At 37.5% G+C, this 20,472-nt stretch carries 22 protein-coding genes; 2 read left to right on the forward strand and 20 right to left on the reverse strand.

The features are described 5' to 3' along the window. Positions 1 to 4: 4 nt before the first annotated feature. The 12 genes from H9650_RS10560 to H9650_RS10615 form a co-directional block, all read right to left on the reverse strand. Positions 5 to 385, reverse strand: coding sequence for a 5-carboxymethyl-2-hydroxymuconate Delta-isomerase (locus H9650_RS10560; protein ID WP_191697153.1), 381 nt, complete (start codon positions 383 to 385; stop codon positions 5 to 7). 18 nt (positions 386 to 403) lie between these two features. Next, positions 404 to 1,162 (reverse strand): fumarylacetoacetate hydrolase family protein, encoded by a 759-nt coding sequence (locus H9650_RS10565; RefSeq protein WP_191697211.1) that lies wholly within the window; start codon positions 1,160 to 1,162, stop codon positions 404 to 406. Next, positions 1,159 to 1,941, reverse strand: coding sequence for a fumarylacetoacetate hydrolase family protein (locus tag H9650_RS10570; protein ID WP_191697154.1), 783 nt, complete (start codon positions 1,939 to 1,941; stop codon positions 1,159 to 1,161). The genes H9650_RS10565 and H9650_RS10570 overlap by 4 nt, the downstream gene beginning before the upstream one ends. 13 nt (positions 1,942 to 1,954) lie before the next feature. Continuing rightward, the gene (locus H9650_RS10575; protein ID WP_191697155.1) at positions 1,955 to 2,752 is read right to left on the reverse strand and encodes an ABC transporter ATP-binding protein; all 798 of its coding nucleotides are present in this window, start codon (positions 2,750 to 2,752) and stop codon (positions 1,955 to 1,957) included. Then, positions 2,730 to 3,779, reverse strand: coding sequence for an ABC transporter permease (locus tag H9650_RS10580; RefSeq protein WP_191697156.1), 1,050 nt, complete (start codon positions 3,777 to 3,779; stop codon positions 2,730 to 2,732). The genes H9650_RS10575 and H9650_RS10580 overlap by 23 nt, the downstream gene beginning before the upstream one ends. Positions 3,780 to 3,796: 17 nt before the next feature. After that, entirely contained in the window at positions 3,797 to 4,771 is a 975-nt protein-coding gene (locus H9650_RS10585; RefSeq protein WP_191697157.1) for an ABC transporter substrate-binding protein, read from the reverse strand. Positions 4,772 to 4,849: 78 nt separating this feature from the next. After that, positions 4,850 to 6,286: a dihydrolipoyl dehydrogenase family protein gene (locus H9650_RS10590; RefSeq protein ID WP_191697158.1), complete on the reverse strand. Its 1,437-nt coding sequence runs from the start codon at positions 6,284 to 6,286 to the stop codon at positions 4,850 to 4,852. Then, complete coding sequence (locus tag H9650_RS10595; protein WP_191697159.1) at positions 6,287 to 7,504, reverse strand: dihydrolipoamide acetyltransferase family protein; 1,218 nt, start codon at positions 7,502 to 7,504, stop codon at positions 6,287 to 6,289. 12 nt (positions 7,505 to 7,516) lie between these two features. Then, positions 7,517 to 8,533 (reverse strand): alpha-ketoacid dehydrogenase subunit beta, encoded by a 1,017-nt coding sequence (locus H9650_RS10600; protein ID WP_191697160.1) that lies wholly within the window; start codon positions 8,531 to 8,533, stop codon positions 7,517 to 7,519. Between the two features lie 3 nt (positions 8,534 to 8,536). Beyond that, positions 8,537 to 9,592 carry a pyruvate dehydrogenase (acetyl-transferring) E1 component subunit alpha gene (gene pdhA, locus H9650_RS10605; protein ID WP_191697161.1) on the reverse strand — a complete coding sequence of 352 codons (1,056 nt, stop codon included), beginning with the start codon at positions 9,590 to 9,592 and terminating at the stop codon, positions 8,537 to 8,539. 19 nt (positions 9,593 to 9,611) lie between these two features. Beyond that, positions 9,612 to 10,751, reverse strand: coding sequence for a Leu/Phe/Val dehydrogenase (locus tag H9650_RS10610; protein ID WP_318245404.1), 1,140 nt, complete (start codon positions 10,749 to 10,751; stop codon positions 9,612 to 9,614). Between the two features lie 38 nt (positions 10,752 to 10,789). Further along, a complete protein-coding gene (locus H9650_RS10615; protein ID WP_144536231.1) occupies positions 10,790 to 11,185 on the reverse strand; it encodes a thioesterase family protein in 396 nt (131 codons plus the stop codon). A 273-nt stretch (positions 11,186 to 11,458) separates the two neighbouring features. Here H9650_RS10615 and H9650_RS10620 point away from each other — a divergent pair, with 273 nt between their 5' ends. Then, complete coding sequence (locus H9650_RS10620) at positions 11,459 to 12,091, forward strand: GntR family transcriptional regulator (protein WP_225216017.1); 633 nt, start codon at positions 11,459 to 11,461, stop codon at positions 12,089 to 12,091. A gap of 29 nt (positions 12,092 to 12,120) precedes the next feature. Here H9650_RS10620 and H9650_RS10625 read toward each other — a convergent pair whose 3' ends face one another. Beyond that, complete coding sequence (locus H9650_RS10625) at positions 12,121 to 13,089, reverse strand: NAD(P)H-dependent flavin oxidoreductase (protein WP_144536227.1); 969 nt, start codon at positions 13,087 to 13,089, stop codon at positions 12,121 to 12,123. Between the two features lie 129 nt (positions 13,090 to 13,218). Here H9650_RS10625 and H9650_RS10630 point away from each other — a divergent pair, with 129 nt between their 5' ends. After that, entirely contained in the window at positions 13,219 to 13,695 is a 477-nt protein-coding gene (locus H9650_RS10630; protein WP_225216031.1) for a gamma carbonic anhydrase family protein, read from the forward strand. Positions 13,696 to 13,798: 103 nt separating this feature from the next. Here H9650_RS10630 and H9650_RS10635 read toward each other — a convergent pair whose 3' ends face one another. The 7 genes from H9650_RS10635 to H9650_RS10665 form a co-directional block, all read right to left on the reverse strand. Continuing rightward, a complete protein-coding gene (locus tag H9650_RS10635; protein WP_191697162.1) occupies positions 13,799 to 13,993 on the reverse strand; it encodes a hypothetical protein in 195 nt (64 codons plus the stop codon). A gap of 109 nt (positions 13,994 to 14,102) precedes the next feature. Further along, positions 14,103 to 14,747: an NIF family HAD-type phosphatase gene (locus H9650_RS10640; RefSeq protein ID WP_191697163.1), complete on the reverse strand. Its 645-nt coding sequence runs from the start codon at positions 14,745 to 14,747 to the stop codon at positions 14,103 to 14,105. Positions 14,748 to 14,811: 64 nt separating this feature from the next. Then, positions 14,812 to 15,690 (reverse strand): phenylacetic acid degradation operon negative regulatory protein PaaX, encoded by an 879-nt coding sequence (paaX, locus tag H9650_RS10645; RefSeq protein ID WP_191697164.1) that lies wholly within the window; start codon positions 15,688 to 15,690, stop codon positions 14,812 to 14,814. Between the two features lie 319 nt (positions 15,691 to 16,009). Further along, on the reverse strand, positions 16,010 to 17,212 hold the full coding sequence (locus tag H9650_RS10650; RefSeq protein ID WP_191697165.1) for an acetyl-CoA C-acyltransferase: 1,203 nt from the start codon (positions 17,210 to 17,212) through the stop codon (positions 16,010 to 16,012). Positions 17,213 to 17,220: 8 nt separating this feature from the next. Further along, complete coding sequence (locus tag H9650_RS10655) at positions 17,221 to 18,081, reverse strand: 3-hydroxyacyl-CoA dehydrogenase (RefSeq protein WP_191697166.1); 861 nt, start codon at positions 18,079 to 18,081, stop codon at positions 17,221 to 17,223. 79 nt (positions 18,082 to 18,160) lie between these two features. Next, complete coding sequence (locus tag H9650_RS10660; RefSeq protein WP_191697167.1) at positions 18,161 to 19,678, reverse strand: aldehyde dehydrogenase family protein; 1,518 nt, start codon at positions 19,676 to 19,678, stop codon at positions 18,161 to 18,163. 14 nt (positions 19,679 to 19,692) lie between these two features. Then, positions 19,693 to 20,466, reverse strand: a complete 774-nt coding sequence (locus H9650_RS10665; RefSeq protein ID WP_191697168.1) for an enoyl-CoA hydratase-related protein — start codon at positions 20,464 to 20,466, stop codon at positions 19,693 to 19,695. Positions 20,467 to 20,472 lie beyond the last annotated feature (6 nt).

Raw genomic sequence — 20,472 nt, forward strand, 5'->3', positions numbered from 1 at the left:
TTTATCAAAAACGACTATGAATATTATTTTGTTTATATGTTCCTAAATCACTAAATTCAACTAGTTCCATAGAAAGTGCTAGATATCTTTTATTCATTGCAACCTCAAAATGACCTTTAATAACTTCAAATATAGCTTCACAAACCTCTGCCTTTATTTCTTCTGATCTACCCGCAGCAATCTTTAATGTGGCATGTAAGAAAGCATCATCCTCTGTTCCATCAGCAACTCGATAATCCTTTAGCTCGATTGCTCTAGAACGGATTCCTCCAATTGGAAAAACGTTTTTTCTAGATAAAAGTATTCGATGAACTTCCTCTAATAGTTGAGGCACTTTTATGTCTTCCTTCAAATTATCTGTGTACTCTACAATAAAATGAGGCAAGTAAATCCCTCCAATAATTTATCGCTTTATGAAAACTTCGTCTGCAATTATTGTATTAGTTAAGCGACCAATTCCTTCAATTTCGGTTACAACTACATCCCCCACTTTAGTGTCCACCGATCCTTTTGGTGTGCCCGTTAGAATGACGTCATTTTCATTCAATGTCATAAAACTGCTTAAATATTCTATAAGTGAGGGAATATCAAAAATCATATCTTTTGTAGAACCTTTCTGGACAAGTTTATCATTTACATACGTATATATTTGGAGATTCATAGGATCTTTTATTTCCATAGCATCCACTAACCAAGGTCCAAGAGGAGTGCAAGCATCTCGATTTTTAACTCGTAAATTTGGCCGATAATAATTCTCTAAATAATCCCTTATCGCATAGTCGTTTGCGATACTATATCCTTTGACATATTGGTACGCGTCTACTTTTTTTATATTTTTGGCCTTCTTACCGATAACAACAGCAAGCTCACATTCGTAATGCATGTACGAAACATCGGACGGTCGACAGGTGTATCCATTGTGACCAACAAACGTATTCGGTCCCTTTAAAAAGATCAGAGGCTCAGAAGGTGCATCAAATGCCAATTCTGTAGCATGGTCAGCATAGTTTAGACCTAATGCAAAAGAAGTTCTTGGAATAATAGGCGTCAGCCACGTCACTTCATCCTGCCGGACAACTCTGCCATCCTCCAGCTTCATATGAGCGCCACATTCTATTGCGTAATGAATAGCTCCACCATATGCAACACGCGCTTTTTTTATGGCAGCCACCCCTTTTCTTCTTCCACGATATAATTTTCTAAAAATCCTATTTGATCTATTTGAATTCTCACCTTATCTCCAATCGTCACTTGGGGAGAATTGGTGGAGATTCCTACAAGCAAAGTGTCACCGATGTCTAATGTCATAAATTCGGTGATATCAGCTAACAATTTTGCAACCGGACGAACTAATGTATAGTTGTGCTTTACTAGTTTTAGCTCCTCGTTAACGAAAATCTTAATAGTAAGTCGATTGGGGTCTTTTATCTCTTTTGCCTCTACTATCCATGGGCCAATCGGACAAAAACCATCCCTTGCTTTGTAAGGGACTGCTGGACGAAAAAAACTCTCGTGAGGAATGCTGACATCATTCACTATTGTGTACCCAGCTATATAGTTAAAAGCTTCTCCTTCTTTTATAGCCAATGCCCTCTTACCAATAACTACCCCTAAGGATGCACCAATTTCTAGAGTTTTGATTCCTTTTGGCATTAAAATAGGTGCACCATTGTAACTGATTGTATTTGCTGGCTTTATATATAGAATTGGTGCATTGGGAGGAGCATCATATGGCTTTTGAAGAAACTTCTCCTCCATTTGCAACAAATCTTCTTGGTAGTTAAGCAAGGTTCCATATACAGTTCCACTAACGGGGGAACCAACAGGAAAAGTATTGATATCATAACTTTTATCATTTAAATAATACGAATTAGTAAGTGGGTTAGCTTTCACCGTTATTAGTTCGTTAACATATTGATGCTTAATATTTGCTAGACACATCTGCCTCGCCCCCCTAGATGGATAACAAAGCTTTGTCGCTCGTTAACTTCTCTCCTCGAATTCGCTGGAATTCTTCCATTAGTTTGGTTATCGTTAAATTTCTTTTTTCCTCATCATCCACCTCTAAGATGATTTGGCCTTTATCCATCATAATTAGTCGATTACCTAAATCTAAAGCCTGTTGCATATTGTGGGTAATCATTAGTGTTGTCAATTTATCCTTCTCCACCAGCTGCTTTGTCAAGCTTGTTATTAGTTCCGCTCTGGACGGATCTAATGCAGCTGTATGTTCATCCAAAAGCAAGATTGAGGGTTTCGTAAAGGTAGCCATCAACAAAGAAAGTGCCTGCCTTTCTCCTCCAGATAACAATCCAACTTTTGCATTTAATCTATTTTCAAGATTAAGGTGTAGAGTTTCAAGGGAAGATCGAAAAAATTCCCGTCTTTTCTTATCGACGCCAATTTTGAAACTTCTTTTTTTGTTTCTCGAATAAGCCATTGCGAGATTTTCCTCAATTGTCATCGTCGGCGCAGTCCCTGCCATTGGATCCTGAAAGACCCTTCCAATCATTTGAGAACGTTTATATTCGGGCATTTTCGTTATATCCTTGTGAGCAATCTCTACCACACCAAAATCTGGAGTCAGGGCTCCCGAAATCATGTTGAGCATAGTTGATTTGCCTGCTCCATTACTGCCAATCACTGTCATAAAGTCACCGGGATGCAGTTCAAGATTGATTTGGTCTAATGCTACCTTCTCATCTGGAGTTGCTTCATTAAAAAGCTTATTAATCTGATTGAGCTTTAACAATGGGAGCCCCCTCCTTCCTTATCATTGATTGGTTCTCTTTTAATCTTTCAGAATGCCGCCTTGCCTTTCTATTTTTCTCTCTCTTTTTCTCAAGCAACTGAGGTAATATTAAAGCACCTATGACGATTACTGCCGTTATAAGCTTCATATCACCTGTATCTAGAAAATTTACTCGAAGTGCTAATCCAAGTACTATTCGATAAATAATTGCTCCTGCTATTACCGCAAAGGTTGTACGGACGATAGTTTTTGTTCCAAAAATGGCTTCTCCAATAATAACAGAGGCAAGACCAATTACAATCATACCTATACCCATGCCTATATCGGCATATTTAGCGTATTGGGCTATTAATGCACCCGAAAAAGCTACAAGAGCATTTGAAAAACCAAGTCCTACTATTATTAAAGTGTCGGTATTTGCAGACAGGCTACGAATCATTTTTTTATTGTCACCTGTTGCTCTTATAGCTAATCCAATTTCGGTTCTTAAGAACCAATCCACGATAAATTTTATACACGCCACTGCAATCAGCATTAGAAATAAAGTGCCCCAGGTGGATGGCAACCTCTCAATACCAAACAATTGAAAGAAGCTTGTAAATGCATAATCGATTCCGAGATTACTCCAAAATGATTGAAACTGAATGAAGAGAGTCTCAGCATTTAACAACGGAATATTAGGCCGGCCTATAGAACTTTCAGAGGTTAGACCCATAATTCTTAAATTTATCGAATAAAGTGCAATCATCATTAATATTCCGGATAGAAGCGGATTTATTTTACCTTTTGTATGCAATATACCTGTCATACAACCTGCTATAAAACCGACTACAATTGCCATAGCTGTTGCCAAAATAGGATGATAACCAAAAATAATCATTGTTGCTGCAGTGCCAGCTCCAGTTACAAAGCTACCATCGACCGTTAAATCCGGAAAATCTAGCACTCTGAATGAAATATACACTCCAAGTGCCATAATCGCGTATATGATTCCTTGTTCCATTGAGCCGAATATTGCTGAAAACATAAAGAATCACCCCCTAGTTATTCGCTCAATTCAGCTTTCCATTCGTCTTTTATCTCAACACCAATAGTATCTGCTGATTCCTTGTTCATGATTAGTTTAAGCTTTTGTGGCACCTGTACAGGTATATCTGCAGGTTTGCTTTCGCCCTTTAATATTTTGACTGCCATCTGCCCCGCCTCATAACCTATATCGAAATATTCGAAGCCATAAGCCCCTAGTCCGCCACGCTTCACAGAGTCAAATTCTCCTACCATAACAGGAATTTTATTGTCATTTGCCACTGAGATTACGGATTCTAATGCAGAAACTACAGTGTTATCAGTAATAATATACATAGAATCTACTTTTCCTAGGAGTGATTCAGTTGCTTGTTTAACATCAGCAGTTGTAGCTACAGAGGCTTCTACAACAGTCATATCCATGTCTTGCAATAGTTCCTTAACAGAATCCACCTGGGAGCGTGAGTTTTGTTCTCCTGAGTTAAACACCATTCCAACCTTTTTTGCTCCAAGCTCTTCTTTCAAAAATTTCATCGTATTGGATATAGCATCTGGATGAGCATCTATCGTGCCTGTAACGTTACCTCCTGGCTTCTCCATCGAGTCTACCAGTTCTGCACCAACTGCATCTGTAACAGAAGTGAACACGATTGGAATATCTTGAGTAGCACTCAGCGCTGCTTGGGCACTGCCAGTTGAGTTAGCAAATATAAGGTCTACATTGGAGCTAACTAGGTTCGAAGCAATGGTGGTGTTATTACTGTTATCTCCTTGTGCTATTTGATAATCATATTCTGCTTCAATACCTGCATCCTCTAAAGCCTTTTTAAAGCCATCATAAGCTGCATTTAATGAAGGATGTTCCACAATTTGTGTTACACCGATTTTGTATGTCTTTGAGGCAGAAGCATCTTCTCCTGAGTCTCCACAGGCAGCAAACAATAAAGTTGAACTCAACAACAATGCTGAAAACCCTTTCCAGCTATTCTTCATTTCTTTTCCCTCCAATTCTTTTTTGTTATTAAATGAAATATAAAATACCACAGTAAATTTATACTGTAAGAAAAGCCGTTAACTAATGGTAGCTTCTTTTTTTAGAGGTGAGAGATGAATCGCTTGTCCAAGCAATCCCTCCACAGACTCAAGAAGTGCCTCATTGAACCCAGGGTGTGTGTAGTTAGGAAATTTAATATCTTCCTCTTTAGCCGACATCTCTAAAAGTTGCAAGAAGGATCCGGACATTTCCAATGCTCCCTCACCAATCATATGAATTCCTTCTATCAAATCATTTGTATTATTAGAAATAACTTTAATAAATCCATCTTTTTTTCCGGTTATTGTAGAATATCCATTACTAGCAAGCGGAAACTTGCTTACTCGTATAGATAGACCTAATTTTAGGGCCTGATGCTCTGTTAAACCAATTGATGCTACTGGAGGAACAGTATGAGCACAGTTAGGTACTATTGTTAAATCGACCTCGGGTTTTTCTCCCACGATCGAAGAAACTACTGCTTTTCCTTGTTTGATAGCCTTCCAAGCAAGCATCGGACCTTCCGTTACATCTCCTATTGCATAAACGTTTGAGATGGAGGTTTCCATATAATTGTTTATTTGGATAAATCCATTTAAACTTAATTTCATACCTAGGCGTAAAATTCCCAGTTCCTCCAGTTTTGGTTTTCTTGTCTCTGGAACTACAAAATAGGATCCCTCTACAATCACTTCCTTTTGTTGATCGGTTAGTAGGTTAATAGAGATACCATTTACATTTTCCTTAATCGTAAGAATTTCTTTTTTAGCTATCACTTTTATCTTTCTTTTTTTAAATATCCTTAATAGTTCTTTATTAATATCCTCATCAAAAGGCATTCCAGTATTAGTTTCTATTAACAAAGTTACCTCAGAGCCTAATGCTGCAAAGCTTGATGCTGCTTCAAGAGCTATATAATCTTGGCCATCTATGATCAACTGCTCTGGTAGCTTTTTAAGTTGAAAAAGTTCGAAGGGGTACAAAATCCGATTTTCTTTAGACTTAACGTAATCCGGTAAGATATTTTTACTTCCTGTAGCAATAATTATTTTGTCGAATTCATAAATATCAAATTGAAGTCTGTTTTCTACTCCAATTTTGTTTTTCCCTATGAAGGAGGCTTTGCCTTGAATTATCTCCACTTTATTGGCTTGACAAAGTCTTTCTACACCTGTTTTCAGCTGACCTATTACTTTGGTTTGGTATTCCATTAGCTTGTATAGGTCTATTTCATTAACGATAGTATCGACCCCAAACATCGCTAACTGTTCAGCTTCAGTCCGCCTCAACCCAACATAGGTATAAACCTTAGACGGTATGCATCCTTCGTTTAAACAAACTCCACCTATCTCTTTTTGCTCTATCAGTGTCACGGAAAGACCAAGTTGAGCTCCACGAATTGCCGCACTATAGCCCCCTGGACCACCTCCAATAATGATAAGATTTCTTTGATGGCTAATTTCTCCTACTACCATCTATATCATCTCCAAAATCAGTTTATGTGGATTTTCTATTAAACTTGAAAAACGATTAGAGAAAGCAATAGCTGTTGCACCATCTGCAACACGATGATCGAATGACATCGATAGCGTCATAATATGCCCTATAACAATCTCATCATTTTCATTAACAATAGGTCGCTTTTTGGTTTTATGAAAAGCAATTAACGCAGTCTCTGGAAAATTGATAATCGGTGTTGCTGCAATGCTACCTAAAGGTCCAACATTACTAATTGTAATAGTGCTATTTTGCATTGCTGACAGATGTAGAGAACCAGCTAAAGCTTTTTGGGTTAAGTCTTTGATTTCGTGATTTATTTGCTTGAGAGATTTTTTATCTGCATCATGGAGTACAGGAACAATAAGTCCATTTTCTGTGTTGGTGGCTAGGCCAATATGATAGGTTTTCTTGAGGAGTATCCGACTGTTTTCTTCATCAAGTTCGGCATTGAATATCGGAAAATCCTTTAATGAAATAACAAGCGCTTTCAAGAGAAAAGCAGGAACACTTATAGAATTACCCGCTGCTTTTAATTGTTCTTTCATTTCTAATAGATTAGTCATATTCACTTCGTCAAAATGGGTTACATGTGGGATTGTAAAGAGTGATTTCTTCATATTTTCTGCAATTTTTTTTCTGATTCCTCTATAAGGAATTTCTTCTGAGTGAGATGGAGCATTAAGTTTTTCAGCTATAAGCTGTTTTGGTTCTATCTTCTTGTTGGTATTATCTAGGAAACTAATAACATCCTCCTCTGTAATTCTTCCAGAAGGATCTGAAGGGATTATATCCTCTAGGTTTATATTATGTTCCCGGGCAATTTTCCTTGTATAAGGTGTAGCAAGTACTCTCTTATAAGTAAATTCAACCGAGTTCTCTTCTATTTTTGAAGGATTACTGCTGCCGTTTTCTTTAATTAAATCCTTTACAGGCTGACTTTTCTGTGAATGATCTCCACCGGCACTTTCTAAGGAAAGAAGACTTGTTCCTACTTTTACCGTCTCCCCCACAGCAATTTGAATCTCTTTAACTATACCTGTACAGGGAGAAGTAAGTTCAGCGACCATTTTATCAGTTTGAACTTCCACAAGAGGCTGGTCAGTTTGCACCTTGTCTCCGACTTTAACTAAATAGTGGATGACTTCCCCTTCGGTCATTCCCTCTCCAATATCATGTAACTTAACATCAATCATTCATTTCCCTCCTTAAAAATGAATTACTTTCTCAATCCCCTCAAGCACTCTTGCAGGGGTAGGTAGATAATGATCTTCTAAAGTAAAGAAAGGAACCGGTACATCAAAACCTGTAATTCGCTCAATTGGTGCTCTTAAATAAAGGAATGAGGTATCATTTATAATGGTCACTATGTCATTGCCTAACCCACCTGTAGGATGAGCCTCATGAATGATTACTGCTCTGGTTGTTTTTTGTACGGAATCGGCAATTGCTTTCCTGTCTATTGGATAAAGTGTCAGGAGATCTATAATTTCACATTGTATTCCTTGTTTGTCTGCTAGCTCAGCAGCTTTTTTTGCAACAGATACCATTGCTCCCCATGCAATGAGTGTAACATCTGTCCCTTCACGTATAATCTTGGCTTTACCAATTTCCACCTTATATTTGTTTAAAGGAACTTCTTCTCTTATGGAGCGATAATTTTTCATTGGTTCTAATACAAGCACTGGATCGGGATCTTCCATCGCTGCTATCAGTAAGCCCTTTGCATCATAGGGACTTGATGGGCACACAACCTTGATTCCCGGCATATGAGTAAATAAAATCTCTGTGCTATCAGAATGGATTTCAGGTGCACGAATACCAGCTCCATAAGGTGCTCTGATTACCATAGGAACTGTGAAACGCGACATAGATCTCATTCGAATTCTCGAAGCATGGGTCATTATTTGCTCGTATGCTGGATAAATAAAGCCTAAAAATTGAATTTCTGCTATAGGTTTAAAACCATTTACAGCTAAGCCGATAGAAGCTCCTATTATTCCTGACTCAGAAAGTGGTGTGTCTATTACTCTATCAACACCAAACATTTCTTGTAGGCCCTCTGTAGCACGGAAAACTCCTCCATTTTTCCCGACATCCTCACCAAGCACAATTGTCCGTTCGTCCTCTTCTAAAAGGACTCTCATTCCATCGTTTATAGCTTGAATTAATGTCATCTGTTTCGCTGTTTCCTTAGTAGCACTGGTTTGTCTTAGTTGCGTCATAAATTATTGCCTCCCTAAATATGCAAGATATGCATCTTTTTGTTCTACTAATTGATCAGGCATTTCAGCAAATACATGATTAAACACATCTTCAACATTAGGTGGCGGAAAGTTTTCCATTTCTTCTATTGCAGCGTCTATTTCGTTGCTAATTTCCTCTTTAGTTGCTTGTATCCATTCTTCATTCCAATAGTCATAGTTCTTCATAAATAACTCAAATCTATATATGGGATCTACTATATTTTCTCCTTGTGAAGCATTTCTGTATTTAGAGGGATCATCTGCAGTAGTATGGGCCCCTTTTCTCCAAGTCACCGCCTCTATTAGAGTAGGCCCATGACCTGCCCTTGCATATTCAATTGCTTTTTGCGTCTCAAAATAAACGGCGAAGCAGTCGTTCCCATCAACTCTAACACCGGGCATACCATATGCCATTGCTTTTTGAGCAATAGTTTCGGAATTCATTTGTTTCTCAGTAGGAACAGAAATTGCAAAACCGTTATTTTGATTGAAGAAGATGGCAGGTACTTTAAAAACAGTAGCAAAGTTCAAACCTTCATGGAAATCACCCTCGGAAGTAGCCCCATCACCAAAGTAAACAATAGCAATATTTTGTGTACCCTTTCTCTTTTCTGCCCATGCAGCACCTGCTGCGTGAGGAAGCTGAGTAGCAATCGGAACTGCTGGAGGGAAAATATTCCTTGTTTTAGGTGATACACACCCTTCCAATCTCCCATTCCAATAAAGGAATGTTTTCGCCATACTTTTACCAAATGTTAAAGTTGCTCCATGATCACGGTAGGTGGGAAAAACCCAATCTTCTTCCTTTAAAGCAAGTGCACTTCCTACCTGTGAAGCCTCTTGCCCCTCGAAAGGAGCGTAGGTTCCTAAGCGGCCTTGTCTTTGCAAGTTAATTGCTTTTCGATCAAAAGTTCGAATTCTGAGCATATGAAAATAAAGTTCCTTTACGAAACCTTCCTCGATTTGCTCATTAAAGCTTTCATTCAGAAGATGGCCTTTTTCATCTATCATTTTCTTCATAGGATAATTTTGGTTCACTTAACTTCCCTCCAATCACTTATTTACGGATACTCCACTTTGGTTTAAGTGGTGCTGAATAAAAGTTATTGCGAGTTTTTCTATTCTCAATACGCTTTTCACACATAGCATTTGCCGCTTCATCTGTTGTATTTCCGGTAAGGGATGCCTCCTTAAATACTTCTAATAAGGTATGATATATTTGCTTCGTTTTTGCTAGAACACGTTCATGATTAATGCCAAAAAGCTCGTCAGCAACTTGAATAAGACCACCTGCATTTACAATATAGTCAGGTGCATATAATATTCCTTTTTCTTTAAGCATTATGCCATGGCGATCTGCTAGCAATTGATTGTTCGCTGAACCTGCAATAGCCTTTACTTGCAACTTAGGAATGGTCATATCATTAATAATGCCCCCTAATGCACACGGCACAAAAATATCGGCGTCAACCGAGTAAATTTCTTCATTAGGTACAATTTTCAATGTTCCCTTTAAATCAGATGAAGCTAGTTCAATAGCATGGAGACTTTCATTATTTATGTCAGAGACAAAAATGTTAGCGCCCTCCTCGAGTAAGCTTATAGCAACTTTATAGCCTACTTTTCCTAAACCTTGAATTGCATAAGTTTTAGTGCCGAGTTCTTCGTTTCCAAAAAGCGTGAAATTAGTTGCTTTTAATCCATAGAGTACTCCGGATGCTGTAGGTATCGAGGAATCACCACCACCACCATAAGCCTCGGGGAGTCCATTTATGAAATTCGTTTCTCTCATCGCATGGATAAAATCTTCCATAGTAGTTCCCATGTCAGTTCCTGTAAAAAAACGTCCACCAAGTGAATTTACAAATTGGCCAAAAGCACGGAACAACTCAGGTGATTTATCTTTTTTAGGATCACCAATGATAACTGCTTTTCCACCGCCAAAGTCTACATCAGCTGCAGCACATTTATAAGTCATACCCTTTGAAAGTCTTAGAACGTCTTCTAATGCTTCCTCTACACTGTTGTAGGGTTGCATACGACAACCACCGAGCGCCGGCCCAAGTGCCGTATTATGAATAGCAATAATTGCTCGTAAGCCCGTAGCAGGATCATTACAAAACACAACCTGTTCATGGGTAGCCATTCGATCGAAAAGCTCAAATTCTTTTGTCATTGATAAGCTTTCAGCTAGCATTAAATCCGTTCCTCCTTAGGAATCTTTAGAATGTATCCTTAAGTGGAAGCCTCTTTCCACTTTGTTTTTATCGTATCTTTTAACAAAATTACTTGAGTTACCTCACCAAGACCAACAGTACCTGTTTCATTCTCTGCAACCACGTTAGTTATGACCTTATTGTCTCGAAGCTCTGTAACAGTTGCCATTATAATAATAGTGCTTCCGCATGGAGCAGCTGAAATATGCTTTATTTTTACAGCTGCTCCCATTCCTTCCTCATTTGCATTTAAATAAGGTAAAATGATTTTCCTCGATACCCATTCCATATGATATGTCATAGCAACAGTTGAATAGACAGGATGGACTACCTCTCCTTCAAAAGCAGCAAACATTCTCTCTGAAACTGTAATTTGTATTTTTTCTTTCCTCCCAATCTCTAATCCTTTTAACAAATTGTTCACCTTCTCTGTAAGTTGTTTAACTCAAAAGAAAACAGCTTCAATGGAAGCGCTTACACTTACTAAAAAATAAATCTCCTTTCTTTAAACTTATTTAGGAGAAATTGCGTTAAATATTTACAAATATCATATATCATTTTATATATTATTACAATATTTTATCTGAATTTTATATATTATCTGATTATATAATTATCTGAAATATCTTTTTTATTTATTGATTTCATATATCAAATGATATACAATTCGTTTATTATGGAAACTATTATGAATAAACGTCAATACGCATACAAAGTGATTAGAACTAGAATTGTAGATGGTACTTACACCCCAGGACAACGAATCGTTATTAACCAAATTGCAAAGGAGGTCGGCTCTAGTCATATCCCAGTTAGGGAAGCAATCCATCAACTGGAATCAGAACAGTTGCTTGAATTCAGGCCAAATGTTGGTGCAATAGTAAAAGGAATCGATAACCGACTATATCAGGAATCTTTGGAGGTACTCGCATTACTGGAGGGCTATGCTACTTCAATTAGTGCAACCAATATCACTGCTCATGGCCTTTCAAAATTAAAAGAAATAAACCTTGAGATGCAAACTATGCTTGAAAACTATGAATTGGACAAACTAGGATCACTAAATAGAGAATTCCATTTTCATATTTACTCGTTCTGTCCAAACCAATTACTAATCAATAATATCGAAGAGACTTGGGGACGTTTAGATATAGTAAGACAGGCAGGTTTTACCTTCTACCCTAAGAGAACACCTCAGTCAATCGAGGAGCATGCATACCTTATTAAGTTAATGGAGTGCAATGCAAGCAGCTTGCAAATTGAGGAATATGCAAGGAATCATAAACTAAAAACACTTGAGGCCTTTAAACAGAGAAATTAACAACGTCGACTTCATATAGTCGGCGTTTTTTATCTTTCCCTTGTTAGCATTTTAAGTTCCTCTAATGCTTCTTGCCATTTATGTTCTGCTTCTAGTATCATTTTATTGAACAGCTCTTCAACGGAAGGTATGTTATCTATTAAACCAGCGATTTGACCACTGTTTAAAAAACCGTTTTCCAGGTCTCCCTCTATTGCACCCCGTTTATGATGCGACTCCGTCATGCTTTTCTCATAATCCTGAATAGTCATCCCACGTTTTTCAAGATCAATAATTTTACTAGCATATGGAGTTTTTAATACTCTTCGTATCCTCCCCACACTACGACCAACCAGTATTGTATCTACATCCCCAGCTTCAAGCAGTCGTTTTTTATAATTTTCATGAAATGGAGCTTCTTTTGTTGTAATCAATCTAGTTCCAAGCTGTACTCCACTTGCACCAAGCGATATCGCTGCTGCTAACCCCTTTCCATCCCCGATCCCCCCTGCTGCTATAACAGGTAATTTCACTTGTTTAACTATTTGGGGTACCAAGGTAAAAGTAGTCAGCTCTAAATTAGAATTAATACCTGCTGCTTCAAATCCCTCAGCAATTAAAATATCTGCCCCTGCCTGTTCTGCTTTAAGTGCGTGTTTAACAGAAGCTACTAGGGCCATTACTAAAATACCGTGTTTATGCAATATAGGTATATAAGGGGCAGGGTTTCCGGCAGAAAGAGTAACAATAGGAATTTTATGTTTTATAACAAGTTCAATAAGCTGAACCACATAAGGAGAAACATTAATTGCAATATTGACTGCAAAATTTTTCGAAGTTCTTTTCTTTGTTTCTAAAATTATTTCTTCTACTTCACTTGGAGACATCGTTCCACATCCAATGGTCCCTAATCCCCCTGCCTCAGTCACTGCAGATGAAAGCTGTGCATTGCTTATGTTCCCCATTCCGCCTTGAATAATAGGAAAAGTAATATCTAACATCTTACAAACGTATATCATTTTTTATCCACCCCTATTAAAATATGTTATATTATAATTAGTAGAATGACAATTGCTAAAATTAAAAAAGGAGTGAATTATTTGATTATTTCGTTTAAAGGGCACACCCCAAGTATAAGTGGTACAGCCATGATTGCACCAGGAGCTAAAATAATTGGAAATGTACGAATAGGAGATGAGTCTACTATTTGGTTCAATGCCGTATTACGGGGTGACGAGGCACCTATTACTATTGGTAAGCGATGTAGCATACAGGATAATTCGACAATACATTTGTATGAAGACGCGCCAGTAATTATAGAAGATGAAGTAACTGTCGGACATAATGTTATTCTCCATGGATGCAGGGTTGGTAAGCGATCTATTATAGGAATGGGCTCTACTATTTTAGATCATTCCGAGATTGGTGAAGAATGTATTGTAGGGGCAAACACCTTAGTTCCTTCTGGCAAGAAATTCCCTCCACGCTCTTTAATCGTTGGTTCGCCTGGAAAAGTAGTAAGAGAGTTAAATGACAAAGATATAGAGCTAATTCAGCTATCTATAGACACCTATGTACAAAAAGGCTATGACTACCGAGAAATATTTGAAAATAATTTGGTATAACTAGTTATCAAATTATTTTCAATTAAAGTTGCATAAAAAACAAGGTCAGTTATGAGTTAAAACTAAAAGCAGGGGATTTTTTTCCCCTGCTTTTAGTGCGCCGTTATATTCCATCAAAAAGATTCCCTAATGCCCTAACAAGACCTCGCAGTATCCAAAACAATAAACGAAAAGGTAAAAAAAATAGTTCAGGAATCCAGAAAAAAATGTCCCCAAAAACATCTGCCCAAGTATATTTCTCTTGTTGACGTTTTCTTTCTGCTCTCTTTTCTTTTTTACGCTTCCATCGCTCACTCATGTAAAATACCCTTCTTTCGTAGGCCCTTATATTTTAAATTAATTTACGAACTACTATTAAAAAAGTTTCTAACAAACGTTATGTATTTTAATTAGTCATAGCTTCGGAATTATAAAGTAAATTCAAGAACCTCTCTAAGATCCTTTACAATATAGTTTGCTTTTTCCAGTTCCTCTGGCTGAGAGAAGTCAAATTCAACTCCAATTGCGATCAAGTTATTATCTTTCGCTGCATTTATATCCGATGAGCGATCACCAATTACATATCCTGATGTAATTTGATTTTCTTTCAATACTCTTTCTACTAGCTCCGATTTATGGCCGGATGCAACAGTTTGTATACTATACACTTTCTTAATATACTTTTCCAGATCATATGTTTCGACTATTGCCTTCAAGTATTCTTCCTGTCCATTGCTAGCGATGAACACCTCGTAGTCCTTGCTTAAAGTCATTAAAAGCTTTTCTGCATGTGGATAGAGTGCACCCTCGTTGTTTTTGATCAAGGCGATTAGTTGTTTATGAAAATATTCATTACTCTTTTCTCGAGTTTCGTTAGAATGCTTTGGGCAAAGAGTTTTCCAAACGGTAGGAAGTGTAACACCCATAATTTCTCGGTACTTTTCTATAGGCGTATCTTCGTTCCATAAATCTTGCCCTCTTAACATATTAAAAGTTTTTTCTAATGCAGGCTCTAATATTAAGTTTGTCTGAAATAACGTTCCGTCCATATCAAAAATACAGCATTTTTTCATTATTCTCCTCCTCATATCTTATAAATAACGGAAACCGAACCTATTAAGATTCGGTTTCCAAGCACTATTCCTTTAAAAGTGGGTGGTAGTTAGCATCATATTTTACATCTTTTCTTTGAAGGTCATTATCTGCTTGAAAAACTTCTTCAAAAAATTCGCTTGCTGAAGGTGCAAGTAATTTATAATATTGCTCGAATAAAAGTGCAGCATGATTACCGCTCCATATTTCAGGTAACAGGTCCTTTGGAAGACCCGGATCAATAAATAGGAACTTCCGATATTCATGAACTAATCTAGTTCTTTCTACAAAACATTCAGCTAATGACATTTTCTTATCATTCATCATACTTTGATGAACTATATATTGTTGGCTATAAATGGTTATAAACTCTTTATATCTTGCTTCTATTTCTAAGAGTGGCCAGCTTTTTTCCACCAAAGCCTTGTTCTCTTTTGGACCTTTATATTCTGAAACAAAAAAATCAACATATTCATTTATATCATACTTCTCTATTAAAAATTCTACTTCATTATCAAGATTATTAGGAGATATCCAACAACCATTTGAAAAGCTGCCAAATCCGCTCCACAACAACTCCTTACGAAGCTCATCACGTATCTGCCTTTTTTCTTCAGGAATTGTATACATTAATATGCGCCATTTACCATCCCATTCATTGGGCATCAGCTTAAAGATTCGATTCGCAGCTTCTTCCATTCTTAATTTACCTCGTTTGGTAAGAAAATAATAGCTTTTGTTTCCTACTTTCTCAGATTCTAACCATCCCTGTTTCATCATTCTAGAGACCGCTACCCGGACTGATTGTTCATTATGTCCAAATTCCTTGAGAAGACGAATAAGGCTACCAATCCATATTTTATTGCCATAGTGTCTTATATAATCGCCATATATCGTAAAGATCATTGACTGTGTGTTAGACATACTTTCATTCACTCTTTTCTAATTTACCTACTAGAAATATATCACGAATTCTAAATTATTTCACTATTTTGTTATAAGGATATACTAATTATTTCCCTGAAAATAATTTAATTTTCTGTATTTATAAACCTCATATAGATTAAACAAATTTTATTGTTAAAGCATTTAATCTAGAAATATATTACATATTTTATAGTGCGAATGGTTGTTAGGGTGAATATAAAAATAAAATCATTAGTTTATTTAGGCATTAGAAAAACATCTCTTACAAACGGTACGTCAAACGCACATAGAGATGTTCTTGTATTTATATTCGGACTTACTGAATACCTTCAAATATTGCTGAAATTCCCTGACCTACACCTACACACATCGTAGCGAGGCCGTATTTAGTTTCTCTTTTTCTCATCTCGTAAATAAGTGTGGTCACAATTCTTGCTCCACTAGCACCTAAGGGATGTCCGAGTGCAATTGCACCTCCGTTTACATTAACGATTTGTGGATCTAGCCCTAGTTCCCTTATACATGCCAGTGATTGAGAAGCAAATGCTTCATTCAATTCTATTAATCCGATATCCTCTATTTTTAAACCTGCACGTTTCAAAGCCTTTCTTGTTGCAAATACGGGTCCAAGTCCCATGAGAGCTGGTTCTAGACCGATAGTTGCAGCAGCAACATATCTTGCAATAGGCTTTAAGTCTAATTCCCTTGCTTTATCTGCACTCATTAGAAGTAACCCAGCCGCACCATCGTTAACACCAGATGCATTTCCTGCTGTCACAGTACCACCCTCAAAAAGAGGAGCTAATTTTTTTAACTTTCCTAAGCTTGTTTCTGGTCGGGGGTGTTCGTCGGCCACAACCAATACTTCTTCTCCTTTCTGATTTGTAAACCTCACAGGAATTATCTCATTTAAAAAACGATTATCCTCCATCGCGTTTTTAGCCCTTTGTTGACTTTCAAAGGAGAAGATATCTTGATCCTCCCTAGATATTCTGTGCTTCACAGCAACATTCTCAGCAGTCTTTAGCATAGAATCAGTACCGTACAACTCTTTTAATAATGGATTTATAAATCGCCATCCAATCGTTGTATCTACAAGCTCCATATCTCCTCTTGGAAATTCTTTCGTAGGCTTAGCCATTACGTAAGGAGCACGAGTCATACTTTCTGTTCCGCCGGCAATATATATATCACCATCTCCTACTGCAATTGCTCGAGCTGCATAAAGTATTGCATCTAAACCTGAACCACAAAGTCTATTAATTGTAGTGCCACCAACCTCTAACGGTAGTCCTGAGAGTAACGAAGCCATCCTCGCTACATTACGATTATCCTCCCCAGCTTGGTTGGCATTTCCTAAAATAACTTCTTCTATTTGATCGACTGGAAGTCCTTTATTTCTTTCTATAAGTCCCTTTATAACAAAGGATGCTAAATCATCTGGCCTTATACTTTTTAAACATCCATTATACCTACCGATAGGAGTGCGTACAGCATCTACTATTACAACTTCTCTCATTTCTTAATTCACTCTCCCTCTTCCGTATAGCTATAAACGCCCCTGCCCGTCTTTCTTCCAAGCCGGCCAGCTTTAACGTATTGTTCAAGTAAAGGCGCTGGCCGATATTTTTCACCAAGCTTTTCATGTAAATACTTTAAATTATTTAATCGAGTATCTAATCCAACAAGATCACCGAGTTCAAAAGGTCCCATTGGATAATTCAAGCCTAATTTTATGGCTTTATCAATTTCTTCCGGAGTACCTAAGCCTTCCTGAAGCATATAGAATGCTTCATTACCAACCAGTGCACTTATTCGACTAGTAATAAACCCTGGAAACTCTCTAATTACCACCGTTTCCTTGCCCATCTGCTTAGCAACTTTTTTTATAATTTCCACGGTATCATCACTAGTTTCTAGCCCTCTCACTAGTTCTACCAATGGCATTTTATGTACTGGATTAAAAAAGTGCATAGCAATTGTCTTATCAGGACGTTTAGCGAAGGATGCAATTTCTGTTGGGCTCATAGTAGAGGTATTAGTTGCAAAATAACATTCTGCTTTAGCATGTTCTTCTATTATCTCAAACACTGTTCTCTTAATTGCAGCTTTCTCAGGAACAGCTTCTATTACTAAATCAGCTCCTTGCACCGCTATAGTAAGATCTAATTCAAAACTAAGGTTGTATAAATATTTTTCTGCCATTTCAGTAGTTAGTTTTTCTCTTTCAATACCTTTTTCAAATAAAGCCTCGATTTCTTGCTTAGCTTGTTCTAAGGCTACTTGATTGTTGTCCACAACTGTTACCTCATAATTAGACAGAGCTGCTACATAGGCAATTCCTCGTCCCATTACACCGGAGCCTACAACAACTATATGATTAACCAAAAACAGCACCTCCCCTATTTGTTTATGTAGAAAAAAGACAGGAACCATCTTTAAGTTCCCGCCCTTTTAATGTATTTCTTTAAAGCCCCAAAGGATTTAATGGACGGCTTCCATAGTAAGATAAGATACTCTTAGTTTCTGTGTACAGATCTAACGTTTCGATGCAAAGCTCTCGTCCAAAGCCTGATTGCTTGTATCCACCAAAAGGAGTTCCTGGAAATGCTGAAAACGGACAATTCACCATTACTATACCTGCCTTGATCTGATTAGCAACTCTTGTAGCTCTTGCTCCATCCTTTGACCAAATAGCAGAGCCAAGTCCAAAAGTAGTATCGTTAGCTAATTTAATCGCTTCTTTTTCATCTTTAAATTTCATTACGACCACAACCGGCCCAAATATCTCTTCCTTTACTACGCTCATCTCGTGATTTACGTTAGAAATTATAGTCGGCTCAAACCAAAAACCATTCTCAAATCCTTTTGGAGAACATTTATGGCCTCCTGCTATAATCTCTGCCCCATCCTTTATCGCTGATTGAACATATCCATTTATCGTATCCAACTGTGTTTGGTCTATAATAGCACCAACATGTGTTCCTTTATCAAAAGGATCTCCTAATTGAAGTCTTTTTGTCTTTTCTAGAAACTTACTTACAAACTCTTCATAAATATCTTCTTGCACATACAAGCGAGAACGAGCTTCACAAGATTGACCTGAATTATAAAAAATCCCAAATAAAGAGCCATCAACAGCTGCATCAATATCCGCATCAGCAAACACTATACTGGGGGACTTTCCTCCAAGTTCTAGAGTTACCCGCTTCAAGCTTTCAGAAGCTTTTCCCATAATGTCTTTCCCTATAGGGGTAGACCCTGTAAAAGCAACCTTATCCACTTCAGCGTGCTCTACTAAATAATTTCCAATTTCTGAGCCTGAACCAGGAACAATGTTGACAACTCCTGGTGGAACACCTGCCTCCAAACAAATTTCACCTAGTATTATGGCAGTTAATGGAGTTAAAGACGCTGGCTTCACAATAACAGAACAGCCTACAGCTATTGCTGGCGCTATTTTCCATGCAGCCATCATCAGCGGATAATTCCAAGGTATAATTTGTGCACAAACTCCAACAGGTTCTTTTTCTGTATAGTTATGAAACTGACCTGGCACATTATTGACAGAACCTCGGTGTCCAACAATTGCTCCCGCGTAAAACTCAAAATCCTCAATAGCTTGGGTTACTTGACCTTGAGCAGCGTGAAGCGTCTTTCCAGTATCTAAAATCTCTAACTCCACTAACTCATTGAAGCGAGAACGCATAATTGCAGCAATTTTATTTATAATCTGTGCTCTGCGACCTACAGGATACATTTTCCACTTACCGTGATCAAAAGAGTTACGCGCTGCTGCAATTGCCTTTTCTGCATCTTCCTTGGTAGCCTTAGCAACCTCAGCTACAAGTTCTCCGTTAGCTGGGTTAAAGGTTTTAATTGTTTCACCTTTCGAGCCTTTCATCTTTTCTCCATTTATTATTAAATGATAAAATTCTCTTTTTAGAGACTCTTTTTCGGTTTTATCGTCTTTAATAGTTGTCATGAATAAGACACTCCTTATTTTCCTGAAAAAACAGGTTTTCTTTTTTCTAAAAAAGCTTCGATACCCTCCAGATGATCATTGGTTTGTCCTGCTATTCGCTGAGATTGTGCTTCAAATTCTAGATACTCCTCTAAAGGCATTTCTGTAATCGCTTTCATTGAACATTTTATAAGGGCAACAGCTTTAGAAGGCAAGCTGGCTAAATGTTCAGCAAAATATGTTAACTGATCTTCCCACTCCTGAACCTCAATAATTTTATTGGCTAAACCTAGGTTAAATGCCTGCTGAGCTGAAACTTTTTCACCTAAAATGGAGAGTTCTAATGTTTTGGCTACGCCTATTAACTGGGATAAGTAATACAAATTCCCACAGTCTGGTACGAGACCTACATGGATAAAAGCATTTAAATAGCTACCTTTTTCGGAAATCAGACGGAAATCACAGGCTAAGGCCAAACTAAAACCGGCACCAGCAGCCACCCCGTTTACCGCTGCAACAATTGGCTTTTCGCATAAACTAATCTGTCTTAGCATCGGATAATACGATTCTCTTAATAGGTTTCCATAATCCATCTGAGCATCCACTTCGGTTAGATCCTGTCCAGAACAGAAGGCTCTACCTTCTCCAGTCAAGAGAATACTATGCACTTCTTCCGAAGAAGACGCGGTTTTAAATGCAGCTTTTAACTCTTCATTCATCTTAGCGTTAAATGCATTGAGCTTATCTGGTCTGTTTAAGACAATCCAAGCTACATTATTTTTCACATAATATTTAATAGTTTCGTACATATTCAC

This window comes from Psychrobacillus faecigallinarum, from assembly GCF_014836595.1.
GTDB classification, from domain to species: domain Bacteria; phylum Bacillota; class Bacilli; order Bacillales_A; family Planococcaceae; genus Psychrobacillus; species Psychrobacillus faecigallinarum.

What these genes read in the sequence shown, in the direction of transcription:
- H9650_RS10570 (WP_191697154.1), bottom strand. Translation starts at nt 1,941, where the DNA reads ATGTGTCTAGCAAATATTAAGCATCAATATGTTAACGAACTAATAACG.
- H9650_RS10580 (WP_191697156.1), bottom strand. Translation starts at nt 3,779, where the DNA reads ATGTTTTCAGCAATATTCGGCTCAATGGAACAAGGAATCATATACGCG.
- H9650_RS10585 (WP_191697157.1), bottom strand. Translation starts at nt 4,771, where the DNA reads ATGAAGAATAGCTGGAAAGGGTTTTCAGCATTGTTGTTGAGTTCAACT.
- H9650_RS10590 (WP_191697158.1), bottom strand. Translation starts at nt 6,286, where the DNA reads ATGGTAGTAGGAGAAATTAGCCATCAAAGAAATCTTATCATTATTGGA.
- H9650_RS10595 (WP_191697159.1), bottom strand. Translation starts at nt 7,504, where the DNA reads ATGATTGATGTTAAGTTACATGATATTGGAGAGGGAATGACCGAAGGG.
- H9650_RS10600 (WP_191697160.1), bottom strand. Translation starts at nt 8,533, where the DNA reads ATGACGCAACTAAGACAAACCAGTGCTACTAAGGAAACAGCGAAACAG.
- H9650_RS10610 (WP_318245404.1), bottom strand. Translation starts at nt 10,751, where the DNA reads ATGCTAGCTGAAAGCTTATCAATGACAAAAGAATTTGAGCTTTTCGAT.
- H9650_RS10620 (WP_225216017.1), top strand. Translation starts at nt 11,459, where the DNA reads ATGAATAAACGTCAATACGCATACAAAGTGATTAGAACTAGAATTGTA.
- H9650_RS10625 (WP_144536227.1), bottom strand. Translation starts at nt 13,089, where the DNA reads ATGATATACGTTTGTAAGATGTTAGATATTACTTTTCCTATTATTCAA.
- H9650_RS10630 (WP_225216031.1), top strand. Translation starts at nt 13,219, where the DNA reads ATGATTGCACCAGGAGCTAAAATAATTGGAAATGTACGAATAGGAGAT.
- H9650_RS10635 (WP_191697162.1), bottom strand. Translation starts at nt 13,993, where the DNA reads ATGAGTGAGCGATGGAAGCGTAAAAAAGAAAAGAGAGCAGAAAGAAAA.
- H9650_RS10640 (WP_191697163.1), bottom strand. Translation starts at nt 14,747, where the DNA reads ATGAAAAAATGCTGTATTTTTGATATGGACGGAACGTTATTTCAGACA.
- paaX (WP_191697164.1), bottom strand. Translation starts at nt 15,690, where the DNA reads ATGTCTAACACACAGTCAATGATCTTTACGATATATGGCGATTATATA.
- H9650_RS10650 (WP_191697165.1), bottom strand. Translation starts at nt 17,212, where the DNA reads ATGAGAGAAGTTGTAATAGTAGATGCTGTACGCACTCCTATCGGTAGG.
- H9650_RS10660 (WP_191697167.1), bottom strand. Translation starts at nt 19,678, where the DNA reads ATGACAACTATTAAAGACGATAAAACCGAAAAAGAGTCTCTAAAAAGA.
- H9650_RS10665 (WP_191697168.1), bottom strand. Translation starts at nt 20,466, where the DNA reads ATGTACGAAACTATTAAATATTATGTGAAAAATAATGTAGCTTGGATT.